An 11,996-nucleotide genomic window follows, 5' to 3' on the forward strand; every position below is an offset into this window, starting at 1 on the left:
CCGGGGGTCTCGGGAGGCGGGGGCGTGGGCATCACTTCCACTCGCAGAGGGGAGAGCCGTTCACCACCGCGACGGCGTCCAGGTCGAAACCGCCGGAGGTGAAGCCGTAGCCATTCAGCCCGCTGTCCCGGATGCGGATGAAGCGGGCCCGGGCCACACCGAGCGTGGACAGGTCGAAGCCGTCGCCCCCCGCCACGGACGGGTCCGTGGGGCTGATGCCGTTGTCCGGCGTGGAGAACACGTGCTTCACGCCCGCGCAGCCGGGGTAGCCGTGGGCCGCATCCGCGGGGTCACAGGAGAACTCCCGCCACGTCTGGCCGTCCTCGCTCACCGCCACGAAGGCCGTCTCCGCGTAGCCGCCGAAGGGGTTCTCGAAGACGAGCAGGTCCACGCCGGGACCGTCCACCACGCCGAGGTCGGTGAGCTCGAGGACGATCTCCCCCCGCTCGCCGAGCGAGAGCACGTCCAGCGAGCCCATGCCGGAACCGCCGCCGCGGGGCGGTCCGAGCACGATGGTGGGGTAGCCGTCCTGGCCGAAGCCGGCGGAGTCGCCGGGCGTGAAGGAGACCACCTTGTCGGCGAACGGGTTGTTCTCACTCGCGCAGGCCACCGGGGCCACGGGGTCCTCCTTCTCCTCCTCGGAGGGAGCCCCGCAGCCCGCGGCGAGCAGGCACATGACGAGACAGGCGCGCCAGCGCGCCAGGGTGCCGTGCATCCTCATGGCGCTCAGCGCTGCTGCAGACGGACGAGCCGGCGGCCGCTCTTGTCCTTCACGCCGACGAGCAGATCCTCACCCATGGGAGCCATCACCACCACGTTGGTGCAGGTGTTGCTGGTGGTGAGCACCGGCGTGAGGTCACCCGCGGTCACGGTGCTGGGGGTGATGCCACCCAGCGTGAGCTCGATGCGCGAGACCTCCTTCGTGGCCGTGAAGGTACCGCGGTGCAGGGCCACGCCCTTGCCGAAGCCCGCGACGCCCTGGAGATCGTTCTTCCCGTAGATCTCGATCGCGTTGGGGTTGGTGAGCGAGAAGGCCGTCCCGCCCGTGATGGCCGGCGAGTAGACCGCGGGAGCCACGGCGGTCAGGTAGTTGAGGGTGTCCCACGGATCCGGGGTCGAGGTATCGGAGGTCGCGTATCCGAGCACGGCCACGTTGTCGCTCGTGACGGCCGAGTAGCCGCTGAAGGCACCCGAGACCGGGAAGGTCGCCAGCTTCGAGCCCTGGAAGGGCCTGGTGTCCGTCCGCAACGCGTAGATGGCGGTGTCACTCCCGGTCACGCCCTCGATGCCCACGCCGTTGATGAGGAAGGCGCCGGGGACGGCCGCGGCGGAGAAGTTGCCGGCGGCGGAGACGTAGCGGGTGTCGGCCGGAGTGACCGTGTCGTAGAGGAGAACCTTGCCGGGGAAGCCGGCCTCGCCCTTGGTGTAGCCGGTCAGCAGCCGGGTGCCGTCGTTGGCGAGGAACCCGCTCGGGAACGCGCCCATGTCCGCCTCGGGGATGATGGCCTGGAGGGGCGTCGTGCTGGAGGCGATGGCCGGCCAGGTACCGAGCGCGTAGAGGCTGTCGTCGGCGCCATTGAAGCCGTACAGCTTGAAGTCGCTGCCACTGCGCACGGCCGTCACCGCGCCGATGCCATCGGGGAGCGTCACGGACTCGGCGGCGACGAAGCCCGTCTGGAGTTGCAGCGTGCCGAGCTTCGCGTCATGCGGCAGGTCCGCGCACGTGACGCCCGCGTCGGTGCCGGCATCCGTGCCAGCATCCGTACCCGCGTCGGTGCCCGCGTCCGTCCCGGCATCATTGCCGGCATCGGTGCCCGCGTCGGCGATGTCCCGCTGCACGCAGCGGTTGTCCACGCACTCGTAGCGCTTGCCCTCGGCGGGAGCGCCCTGCTTGTTCGCGCAGTCGGTCTGGTCGACGCACTCCTCTTCGCAGCCCGTGACCAGCAACCCCAGCGACAACGCACCCATCACCACCACGAAGCGGCCGAACCGCCCCGAGCCCATCGTTCCCGTCTTCATTCGCGTCCTGCTCCTCGCCCCCTCGGGCGGAATGCCTGCGCGAGGAGCGGAAGCGGGATGCGGACCGGACACGGCCTGACGAGGACGCACACGGCGGCGCACCCGCTGCCTCCCCTCGGAGGCCTCGGTGTTGTCCGTGCCACCGGCACGGGTCCTCGGCAGGTTTTCGGACTTACGGGCAGTGTGGCCTCGCGCGGAGGACACCTCGCCTACTGGCCGTCGCTTCCCAGCCCTCGGGAGAGGACCAGTGCATCCTGACGGTTTTCGTTCCCGTTCACCGCTGCGGGGCAGTCCCGGACTCGCACCGGATTCCCTCGAGTCCCCACCGGCAGGTGGAGGAACCGAAGACGGTGGGCGGGATATGGCGGCGGGGCATCCCTTGTCAACTGCGAGTACCGCGGGCGCGATTGACAAAACCGCCTGCCCCCAATACCGCTCGCGCAGGGAGGTCCCTTGCCGCAGCGTCCGCCGCTCTTCGTCCTTCGTGCTTCTCCAACGTGGATTACCCTGCTCGTCACGTGGTCGCTCCTCGGTGACGAGGTCCGGGCGCAGGCCCCCGTCGCGCAGACCACCGTCGTGCAGGCGCCCATCGGAGGCCAGCTCCTGCTCCTTCCCAACCGGGTCGTCTGCGGCCCGGCGTCGGAGGGCTGGACGGTGGGCGAGGATTCACGCTCCGTCCGCCCGCCCCGGGCTGGCAGTGGACGCGTGGGCCAGCCGGTGACGCTCCAGGTGGCACCCGCCGCGAGCGGCTGCACGGGCCCGCAGGAGACACTCACGCTCGTGGCGACAGGCGCCTTCCCCGAGGTCGAGCCGGCGAGCGTGCTGCTGGCCGCGGACGAGGGGCGGCTCGAGCTGCGCGGGCGGGGACTGGCGGGAGCGCAGGTGTTCTGGCCGGGCCCCAATCGCGACGAGCGGATGGAGCACGAGGCCTGTCTCGACACCGGGCCCTCGGAGACTCCGCAACCGTGCGTGTTGCCGGTGCGCCGTGGTGTGCCGGCGAACGTGCCGCTCTTCCTGCTGCCAGCGGGGGCGCGCTTCGGAGAGGGCGTCCTCACGTTCAACGCCTCGGGCCGGCGGCTCGAGTCCTCGGAGCTGCAGTTGAGCCCGAGCCGCGTCCTCCTGTCCTCGGTGCTGCCGGGAGTGCCCGCCCTGGATCTCTCCACGGGAGAAGGGCGTCTGGCGCTGCCGCACCCCGAGGCCATCGCGTCCGTCGACTGTGGCCCCGCCCGCTGCGAGCTGAACGAGGGCGGAATCTCCGTGCGCGCCGTACCGGGCCTCGTCTCGAGTCTGGGCCTCCGGGTGCGCCTGGTGCCCCGGGTGTTCGTCTCGAAAGGAGAAGCACTCGAGACCACCGCCTCCGCGGTGCTGCAGCTGCTGCACTGTCCGGTGGAGCTCGTGTCGGGGCCGCCGCTGAGGAGCGCGGAGGACATGCGGGTGGTGGTGCGGGTGGACCCGCGCTGCGCGGCCGAGGCGCGCTCCTTCTACTGGCGCGCCAACGGCGAGCCCGTCGACGTGGCCCAGGTGGTCCGGGAGGAAGAGGCGGCCTTCGTGCTGCTGCGGGTGGGACGCCTGGGCGCGGACCGGCTGACCCTCACGGCCACCCGCTCCGAGGTGGACCCGACCGTGATCGCCACCACCGCGGCGGACACCGTCACGGCCCCCTACCCTCGCGCGAGCCTCCAGCTTCCCGGTTTCGGCAAGATCGACTTCATCCCCACCAACCGGGAGGCGGAGCTCTCGGTGGCGTCTCCGGGGGAGCGCACGAGGCTCGTGCCGCTGCCCGTCGAGGGGGCCTACTCGGTGCGGACCGAGCAGGGACGCTTCCGGGTGCGCGGCGATGAGAACAACAGCGGCTTCGTCCCGCTGCGCTTCGGCTACCGCTTCGAGGGGTTGCCACAGGCCCTGCGCGCGGTGGACCTCGCCGTCGTGTACGAGCGGACCCAGCGGGCGCTCCGGGAGGCCTCGGTGCCCGCGCCGCTCGGCGCGTCGGCCGAGTCCGAGGAGCCGATCATCGAGTTCCTGTGCGCCGACAAGGAGGGGAACCCCCAGCGCATCCAGCCCGGCAAGCCGGCACGCATCCCCTTCGAGGCGCGCGACAGCTGCCGGATCATCATCCACCGGGAGCGGCTGCGGCCCGAGGATGGCCTGCAGGAGATCATCCTCGAGGTGGACGTCACCACCGCCGGTGGCACCTCGCGAGAAGCCGCGCGGGTGAACGAGCGCATGGTGCTCCAGCCCGGCGGCGAGCCCCGGACGTTCTGGCTCAAGAACGTGCTGGAGCAGTTCGATCGCATCGTCGTGCGCGTCAGCCACGTGGTGGACGAGTCGCGCTACCTGCTGGCGGCTCCATCGTCCCGGGCCAGCCTGCCCTCGGTGCAGTGGTCGGCGACCGTCGAGGGCTCGCGGCTGCGCCTGTACGCCACCGCCACCATCCCCAGCGGCCTCTACCGGCTGAATCAGCCGACGGGGCAGCTCACGCTGAACTTCGGCCTGCTGTCCCGGCTCACGTTGTTGGATGAGCAGGGCAAGGAGGGGCTGTTCGGACTGGAGCTGGGGTTGATGGGCGTGGGGCTCGTGCAGACGGGAGGCCTGCTGAACGACTATCCCCCCACGCTGGCCGCCGTCGCGGGACTGGGCATCCGCGTTCCCCTGGGTGGGGGCACCGCGGGCGGACAGGCCGCCTTGAGCATCCACGTCTGGGGAGCCTACGAGTTCCGCGAGGCCTACTTCACCAGGCCCACGGATGGCACACCGGGCAAGGAAGTGGGCCGCTGGGCGCTCATCTTCGGGCCCAGCATCTCGCTGGGAAACATCGGCATGAATCTCTGAGTACCGCGGGCGGGAGTCGAACCCGCAACCTCTGCGTTCTGAATGCAGCGCCTCTACCAGGTTGGGCTACCGCGGCATGTGCTTCCACTGCTGGGACTGCGAAGAGCGGCCGGCGGGATTCGAACCCGCGTACACCTGAGTGGCGCTCAGGGGCCTCGTGCCTCTCGGCCACGGCCGCGTGTGTTGCTGGAGCGCTCCTGCAGGGAATCGAACCCTGTTCACACGGTAGACGGCCGTGCTGCGATCCAATCGCATCCAAGAGCTTGTGTTGCGTGTACCCCGTACGGGAGTCGAACCCGTCTTTCCGCATTGAGAGCGCGGTGTCCTCGCCGATAGACGAACAGGGCAGGAGAACGGGACCCGGAAAGACAAGAGGCCGGGTCCCTTTCTGGGAGCCCGGCCTCCGAGTCCCACGCCTCGTCTGGGACGAGGTCGCGGAAGCTTCAGAGTCCGGGCGATAGACCCCGCTCCAACTCCAGGCCGGGGAGGTCCAGGGCGGCATCCAGACCGGGACGCGTCAGCGCGTCGATGCCAGCGTCAGTGTCGTTGAGGTGCTTGAGGTTCATCGGGCTGTTCGTCGTCACCGTCGTCATGGTCACCGCTCCTTTCATCGAGAAAAGACGCGGCGGAAATCCGTTCCTGACAACGCCCATGCACGCGGGGACATGGCGGAGCCCGCCTGCCCCTCAGCCCGCGGTGAGCCGTCCGCTGCGGTACAGGAGCGCCAGGAACAACGGTCCGCCGAGCAGCGCGGTGACGGCGCCCACGGGAATGCCCTGGTTGAACACGGGGTAGAGCAGCCGCGCCAGCAGGTCCGCGAGCGTGAGGAACACCGCGCCCCCGATGGCCGAGAGCGGAACGAGGAGGCGCTGGTCGGGCCCGAGGATGAGCCGGAGCAGGTGGGGCACGACGAGCCCCACGAAGCCGACGAGCCCCGCGAGCGTCACGACCCCCGCCACGCTGGCGCTCGCCGCGAGGAGCAACCACCGCCGCGTCCGGGCCACGGGCACGCCGAGCGAGGCCGCGTCCTCATCCCCCAGGGTCAGCAGGTTGAGCCGCCCCGAGAGCGCGATCATCACCCCGATGGCCACGGCCTGGAGCAGCGCGGACAGGACGATGGTCCCGGGCTGCTCCGTGCCGAGGTCCCCGGCGAGCCAGGAGAGGATCGCATCCAGCCTGTCACGGCCGGCGAGGGTCTTGATGAGGGTGATGGCCGCGGCGGCGAAGGTGTTGAAGATGACGCCCGTGAGGAGCACGGCATGGGGCGCACGGCCCCCGTGCCCACGGCTGATGGCGAGCACGAGGACCATGGACGCCACGGCACCGAGAAAGGCGAACAGGGCGGGCGCGGAGAGGCGCGCCAGTCCGCCCGTGAGCCCCGGGGCCACCTCCTCCACGTGAGCCAGACCCAGGGCGAGGGCCAGGGTGGCTCCGAGCGCCGCGCCTCCCGAGACACCGAGGATGAAGGGATCCGCCAGGGGATTGCGCAGCACGCCCTGGAGCGTGGAGCCGGAGGCGGCGAGCCCCGCCCCCACGATGGACGCCAGCAGCACATGGGGCAGCCGGACGGACCAGACGACATGGCTGTCCGTGGAACCGGGGTGGAGGAAGGCCTTCAAGAGGGACGCGGGCCATTCCCCGTAGGTGACGGCCGGCATGTACGAGACGAGCAGCAGGACGAGGAACGCACCGCACAGCCCGAGCACCCGGGCGGGAGTGAACCCCTTTCTCGCGATGTGACGGTGGCCCATGCCTCGTCCTCCACGCTCAGCGCGGGGTGCCCGCATCCGGCTTCGCCGCTGGATGCAGCAGCTCGAACAGCTCATCCAGCCCGCGCCCCAGCGAGGGCCCCGGCTGTAGCAGCGCCATGGACGGTACCTCGACCCACCGGGCCTGGGAGATCAACGGGAGCGAGGCCACCTTGTCCTTGCCCACGTCCACATCCGCGGCATCCACCACCACGTCCGGCCGCGAGCCCACCGCATGCTCGAGCGAATAGGTGGCGTACGCCGAGCCCGCATGGGCGGCGACGTTGATGGCTCCCGCATCGCGCAACAGCTCGTCCGCGAAGGAGCCCGGCCCGGCGACGACGAGCGGCTCGAAGCCGTAGACGAACAGGACGCGAGGCGCCTTGAAGCCCTTGGCCCGCTCACGGATGCGGGCCCGGGTGGACTCGATGCCCTGGACGAGAGCCTCGGCCTCCTTCTGCTTCCCCAGCGCCTTGCCCACCGCACGCATCGCCGCCAGGGTGTCCGCGACGGTATGGAGCGGCAGCAGCAGGATGGGCACCCCCACCCGGGCCATCGTCTCCACCGCGCGCTGATTGCCAGGTCCCGGCTGGACGAGCACGAGGTCCGGCTCGAGGCCCACCACCCGCTCGATGGAGGGGTTCACGAACCCTCCCACGCGGGGAAGGCCGGCCACCTCCTTCGCCTCATCGAAGCTCGAGACGCCCACCAGCGTGCTCCCGGCGCCCAGGGCAATCACCGTCTCCGTGAGCGAGGGAACGAGCGTCACCACGCGCTTCACCTTCTCGGGAGGCTTGGGGCCCAGGAAGCGGGGCCCTCCCTGGGGAGGAGCCGCGTGCACGGCGGTGACGAGGCACAGCGCGGCGAGCAGGACGAAGGGAGCGAGTCGGGTCTTCATGGGGAGGCTCAAGGAATCGCGACGACATCACCGACGAGGGAGGGCCCACGGCTGCGCGGGCAGGCGAGGATGGGGGGCTCGGCACCGGGGCCCAGCCCGCGCCGCTCCACGAGCGAGTCGTCCACCACCTCGACGACGAAGACGCGGCCCGCGTTGTTGTCGCCCACGTAGGCGCGGCTGCCCACCACGGAGAAACGGCCGGCGGAGGGCAGCGGGCACGACGTCGCCTCCGGGCACCGCAGCGCGAGTGAGGCCACCACGCGGCCGTCCGTGCCGAGCAACACCAGGCCCGTGCCCTGCACGTCGATGAGGTTGAAGTTGCGGTCATAGGTCGCCGCGCCGCCGCAGCTCACGAGCAGCCGCTCGCCCACGGGAGCGAGCCAGAACGGGTTGAGGCAGCCCGTGCCGAGCTCGACGAGCTCCACCGCGCCGCTGCCGGGGTCGATGCGGGCCAGAAACCCGGGGCCTCCGACGGAGTAGTCCCGGGGATCCAGGTTGCCGAGCGCGGCATACACCCGGCCCTGGTGCACGGCGATGCCCGCGGGCGTGGGCACGGTGGTGCGGCCCGGGAAGGGCTTCAGGGCCTCGCCCGTGGGCAATTGGAAGGTGCCCGTAATGGTGGGCGCGGTGGGATCCGCCACCGAGACCCGGACCACCTTGCCGCCCGCGGATGCGTCCGTCTGCAGGTTGCCCAGCAGCGTGACGTACGCGTCCGAGCCCTCCAGCACGAAGCCATACGGGTTGGTGTTCGCGCCGAAGTTCACACTGCCCACGTCGGTGAGCGGGATGCCATCGGGGGAGCGAGGGCCGCGCCGGAGCACCTGCAGCGTGTTGCTCGTGGAGTTGAGGACGAAGACGTAGGGCTCGCGCACGAGGAGGTGGTTGGGAACCAGACCGGTGGCGTTCCAGGCGGGCAGCTCGCCGTAGTCGGAGAGCCGGGCCTGACGCAGCCGCATGGACGCATCCAGCACCAGCAGCACGTCCTGCATGCGCGCGACGGTCTGGGGACTGGTCCCCACCGCCACCGAGGGCCCCTTCACGTCCGGCCCGGCCTGGATGCCCACCACCTGCCCGGTGTTGAAGCACGCGGCGATGACGTCATAGGTGCAGGTGCCGCCCCGGCAGCTCCGCGAGTCCGCGCACACGGTGCCGCAAGCGCCGCAGTGGAAGGCATCCGTGTCCAGGTCCACGCACGAGCGGTCACAGCGCTCCGAGGACGCCAGGGTGCAGGCGGCCTTGCACTGCCCCTGCTCGCACACATGGTCCGGAGCGCAGGCCGTGCCGCCCTCGCCCGCGCAACCGCCACAGTGGGCCGGGTCCGACGTGGTGACGACGCACTCGCCTCCGCACAACGTGGCGCCCGAGCGGCACTGACAGCCCCCCTCGACACACACCTCGGTGGAGGAGCAGACCACGCCACAGGCCCCACAATGGGCCGCGGTGCCGGAAAGGTCCACGCACGTCTCACCGCAGCGGGTCTGTCCCTCGGGGCACAGAGCCCCTTCGTCCGGGCACCCCATCAGACACAGGGACAGTGTCACCAGGAGCAGCGCCGTGTATGCCCCCTCTCCCCCTGGGAGAGGGCTGGGGTGAGGGTCGTTCCTGATCATGGGATCTCCGTCCCGGAGAAAGCCCCGGACACCGACAGGTAGACAGCGCGTCCGGGGAGCGGATAGCCAACGAAGTCCTCGGCACGCGCGTCGAAGAGGTTCTTCACCTCGCACGAAACCGTGAGCTCCGGACGCGAGCCGAGGGTGCTGGACACTCCCGCATGCACGAAGGCGCGCCCCGGCAGCGACATCGAGCCATCCCGGGTGAGGGCATGGGCCGACTGCGCCACCACCTCCACGCGCCCGGTGAGCCACCGGGGTCCCCCCATCACCCGCGCCGCCAGCTTGTGCCGGGGCCGGTAGGGCAGCTCGCGCAGGTAGAAGCGCTCGTCCCGCCGCAGGTCGCTCGACACGGTGAGCGTGTAGCTGAAGGTACCGGAGAGCAGCGGATGCGGACGCCACTCGCCCTCGGCCTCGAGCCCCAGCACCCGCGCGTTGGCGAAGTTGTACGGCCGGGCCGCGCCGGGCGGATAGGCCTCGTAGGAGATGAGGTCCTCGTAGAGGCTCGCGAAGCCGCCCACCGAGGCGAAGGACTCGTCCGAGCGGTGCACCACCGCCGCGTCCGCGTACAGGGCGCTCTCGGGGCGCAGGTCCGGGTTGGGCAGCAGCGTGCCCTGGCGCACGTACAGCTCCAGGAAGGAGGGCGCGCGATGGGCCCGGCCGGCGTTGGCGCGCAGCTCGAAGTCCGCGGGCAGCTCCACGGTGACGCCCACCTTCGGAGACAGCAGCGTGTACGGGCCCGCGCGATCCACGCGCAGCGAGGGCGCGACGGTGAGCTGCCCATCCCACAGCAGCACCTCGTCCATGGCCATCACGCTCGCGCGCAGCCACGCCGGGTCTCCCCCAGCGGCCTCGTTCGTGTCCGCGGCGGTCACGGACTCACCGCCCACGCTCACCAGCGCGGACAGCGCGTGCCACCCGCCCAGCCGCACCTGTCCCTCCAGCTCCACCCCACCCAACTGCTGCACCTGCGGCTCCGGCTGGCTCCAGAGTCCTCCCGCCAGCGAGATCCGGTCCCGGCGGTAGTACGCGCGCGCGTTCGTCCGCACGCCGCCCGGCAGCGAGCCCATCACCCGCAGGCTCGCCGAGCCGCGTCCTCCCGACTGCCGCGCGTCCGTGCTCGGGTTCTGCGCGGTGCCCGCGAGGCCCCGCTCGTCGAAGGACAGCTCCCCCAACAGGTCCGCGGAGAAACCCCCGCCCAGCTCGCGCCGCAACCGCAGCAGGCCCCCTGCCCCATGCGCGTCATTGTTGGTGCGCCGCTGCTCCACGAGCGCATCACCGGGCAGCGTGGGGCTTGGATCAAAGAGGTACGGGAAGCGCCCGCTGGAGGTGCCTCCGTGGACGAGCACCAGCGCCTCGCCGCCCGCGAGCGGCCCCGAGGCCGACAGCCACCCGAGCGCCGTGTCCCAGCTCCCGTACGAGAGCTCACCCGCCACGCGCGCGTCCTTGCCGGGACGGCGGGTGATGATGTTGACGACACCGCCCAGTCCTCCCGAGCCGTAGCGTGCGCCCGCGCCACCGCGCAGCACCTCGAAGCGCTCGGCCATCGCCGCGGGCACGCGCGACAGGTCCGCGATGCCACCGGGCCCATTGAGGGGAATCCCATCGAGCAGCACCAGCGTCGCGTTGGAGGACGCGCCCCGCACCACGAGGCTCTTGCTCTGCCCGTAGCCGCCCACGTCCTGCAGCGTGACGCCCGGCGCCGTGGACAGCATCGCCGCGGTGTCCCGGGCCGCGCCGCCGAACTCGTCCACGCGGATGACGGTGAGGGCACCGCTCGGATCCCTCCGCGACGCGGAGTCCGGGGGCGCGGGGGCCTCGGCCGTCTCCACCACCTGCACGGTGGGCACGCGGAAGGGCTCGCCCTCGGGCGCATCCGGGGCCGGTGCGGCCGGAGTCTCCTGGGGAGGCGGCGCCTGCTGCGCGAGCGCGGTACCACTCGTGATGAGCGCCAGGCAGAGCCACCGCCCGGCGAGGTGCGACCGCCGCATGTCCCCGCCTTCCGCTCTCTCCGTCGAAGAGAGAAGGCCAACGCGGGCAGCTCGCGCCCACACCCCTGGGCAGGTCTCCTGGCTGTCGGACTCTGGCCGAGACGCACGCCGCGTCTCCCAGAAGGGCTCCTCCACCGAGGACCCCTGCCCTGACCTCAGGGCTGCCCGATCACAGTGGCGGGACCGCGCCGGACTCGCACCGGCTTCCCTCTTGAAGGCCCGGCATGGGCACCCAAGGGCAGGCCCTTCCTAGGGGCTCAACCCCCGCGCGTCAAGCCACCGTCGGTGACGTGCGCCGCCGCCCGGGCCCCGCGCGAGTGGCGCGCCAGCCAGTCGAGGATGAACTGATTGAAGGCCGAGAAGTCGACGAAGGTGGCCAGCACGTCCCCGAAGCGCAGCGAGGCCCGGTCGAACAGCGGCGTGGGCCGCCCGGGAATCAACAGCGTGCCGTTGTGCCACGTGCCGTTGTGGCTGCCGTCATCGGCGACGTACCAGACGCCCGTGTGCTTCTCCTCGCTGAAGGTGGCGTGCACCCGCGAGACCGTGGGGTCCTCGACGATGATGTCGTTGTCCGGTGTACGCCCCAACGTGATGCCCGGCACCGGCGTGGTGATGCCCTGTGGGCGCTTGCGCACCTCGAGCACGAGCGGCTCGGCCAGCGTGGGCCGGCGCAACGAGAGGCCCGTCAGGGTGCTTCGGGTGAAGAGGGGACGCACTCCCGCGGGAGGCGCCTCCCACACGAGCACCGGCCAGCGCACGGCGTGTCGCACCGAGTGCGGGTCATCGAGGAACTGAGAAGCGAGGGCGGAGAACTTCAGATGCACGGGACTGCCCTCCAGCACACGAGGGGGTAGTGCAGAGGGTGTGCATGGAGGGTGAGCCAGGCCAGTCCCCCCGGGGG

At 71.3% G+C, this 11,996-nt stretch carries 9 protein-coding genes, 3 tRNA genes and 2 riboswitches; of the genes, 1 reads left to right on the forward strand and 11 read right to left on the reverse strand.

Annotated elements, in window-relative coordinates; genetic code table 11:
- Positions 1 to 31: 31 nt before the first annotated feature.
- Complete coding sequence (locus tag VFZ09_RS46805) at positions 32 to 721, reverse strand: cell surface protein (protein ID WP_329734345.1); 690 nt, start codon at positions 719 to 721, stop codon at positions 32 to 34.
- Positions 722 to 726: 5 nt separating this feature from the next.
- Positions 727 to 2,019, reverse strand: a complete 1,293-nt coding sequence (locus VFZ09_RS46810) for a hypothetical protein (protein WP_329734346.1) — start codon at positions 2,017 to 2,019, stop codon at positions 727 to 729.
- Between the two features lie 140 nt (positions 2,020 to 2,159).
- Positions 2,160 to 2,380, reverse strand: a riboswitch (cobalamin riboswitch).
- Between the two features lie 92 nt (positions 2,381 to 2,472).
- Between VFZ09_RS46810 and VFZ09_RS46815 the strand changes: the two genes are divergently transcribed.
- Complete coding sequence (locus VFZ09_RS46815; RefSeq protein ID WP_329734347.1) at positions 2,473 to 4,848, forward strand: hypothetical protein; 2,376 nt, start codon at positions 2,473 to 2,475, stop codon at positions 4,846 to 4,848.
- Between the two features lies 1 nt (position 4,849).
- On the opposite strand, the gene VFZ09_RS46820 is transcribed toward VFZ09_RS46815, so the two are convergent.
- The 9 genes from VFZ09_RS46820 to VFZ09_RS46860 all read right to left on the reverse strand — a co-directional run bounded on the left by VFZ09_RS46820 (position 4,850) and on the right by VFZ09_RS46860 (position 11,919).
- Positions 4,850 to 4,924: transfer RNA gene (locus VFZ09_RS46820), tRNA-Leu, on the reverse strand.
- Between the two features lie 28 nt (positions 4,925 to 4,952).
- A tRNA-Gly gene (locus VFZ09_RS46825) sits at positions 4,953 to 5,026 on the reverse strand.
- Between the two features lie 97 nt (positions 5,027 to 5,123).
- Positions 5,124 to 5,195, reverse strand: a tRNA-Glu gene (locus tag VFZ09_RS46830).
- 96 nt (positions 5,196 to 5,291) lie between these two features.
- Positions 5,292 to 5,441, reverse strand: coding sequence for a hypothetical protein (locus VFZ09_RS46835; RefSeq protein ID WP_329734348.1), 150 nt, complete (start codon positions 5,439 to 5,441; stop codon positions 5,292 to 5,294).
- 93 nt (positions 5,442 to 5,534) lie between these two features.
- The gene (locus VFZ09_RS46840) at positions 5,535 to 6,599 is read right to left on the reverse strand and encodes an iron ABC transporter permease (RefSeq protein ID WP_329734349.1); all 1,065 of its coding nucleotides are present in this window, start codon (positions 6,597 to 6,599) and stop codon (positions 5,535 to 5,537) included.
- Between the two features lie 16 nt (positions 6,600 to 6,615).
- A complete protein-coding gene (locus VFZ09_RS46845) occupies positions 6,616 to 7,494 on the reverse strand; it encodes a helical backbone metal receptor (protein WP_329734350.1) in 879 nt (292 codons plus the stop codon).
- 8 nt (positions 7,495 to 7,502) lie between these two features.
- Entirely contained in the window at positions 7,503 to 9,104 is a 1,602-nt protein-coding gene (locus VFZ09_RS46850; protein WP_329734351.1) for an MXAN_6577-like cysteine-rich protein, read from the reverse strand.
- On the reverse strand, positions 9,101 to 11,095 hold the full coding sequence (locus VFZ09_RS46855; RefSeq protein WP_329734352.1) for a TonB-dependent receptor: 1,995 nt from the start codon (positions 11,093 to 11,095) through the stop codon (positions 9,101 to 9,103). Before VFZ09_RS46855 ends, VFZ09_RS46850 begins: the two co-directional genes overlap by 4 nt.
- A gap of 51 nt (positions 11,096 to 11,146) precedes the next feature.
- Positions 11,147 to 11,346, reverse strand: a riboswitch (cobalamin riboswitch).
- Positions 11,347 to 11,352: 6 nt separating this feature from the next.
- On the reverse strand, positions 11,353 to 11,919 hold the full coding sequence (locus VFZ09_RS46860; protein ID WP_329734353.1) for an FHA domain-containing protein: 567 nt from the start codon (positions 11,917 to 11,919) through the stop codon (positions 11,353 to 11,355).
- Between the last annotated feature and the right edge of the window lie 77 nt (positions 11,920 to 11,996).

Origin of the sequence: Archangium sp. (assembly GCF_036277355.1) — a bacterium.
Lineage (GTDB): Bacteria > Myxococcota > Myxococcia > Myxococcales > Myxococcaceae > Archangium.

Bases quoted from the DNA above. Each gene is read 5' to 3' on its own strand.
- VFZ09_RS46805 (WP_329734345.1), bottom strand. From the start codon at position 721: ATGAGGATGCACGGCACCCTGGCGCGCTGGCGCGCCTGTCTCGTCATG.
- VFZ09_RS46855 (WP_329734352.1), bottom strand. From the start codon at position 11,095: ATGCGGCGGTCGCACCTCGCCGGGCGGTGGCTCTGCCTGGCGCTCATC.
- VFZ09_RS46810 (WP_329734346.1), bottom strand. From the start codon at position 2,019: ATGAAGACGGGAACGATGGGCTCGGGGCGGTTCGGCCGCTTCGTGGTG.
- VFZ09_RS46840 (WP_329734349.1), bottom strand. From the start codon at position 6,599: ATGGGCCACCGTCACATCGCGAGAAAGGGGTTCACTCCCGCCCGGGTG.
- VFZ09_RS46850 (WP_329734351.1), bottom strand. From the start codon at position 9,104: ATGATCAGGAACGACCCTCACCCCAGCCCTCTCCCAGGGGGAGAGGGG.
- VFZ09_RS46845 (WP_329734350.1), bottom strand. From the start codon at position 7,494: ATGAAGACCCGACTCGCTCCCTTCGTCCTGCTCGCCGCGCTGTGCCTC.
- VFZ09_RS46835 (WP_329734348.1), bottom strand. From the start codon at position 5,441: ATGACGACGGTGACGACGAACAGCCCGATGAACCTCAAGCACCTCAAC.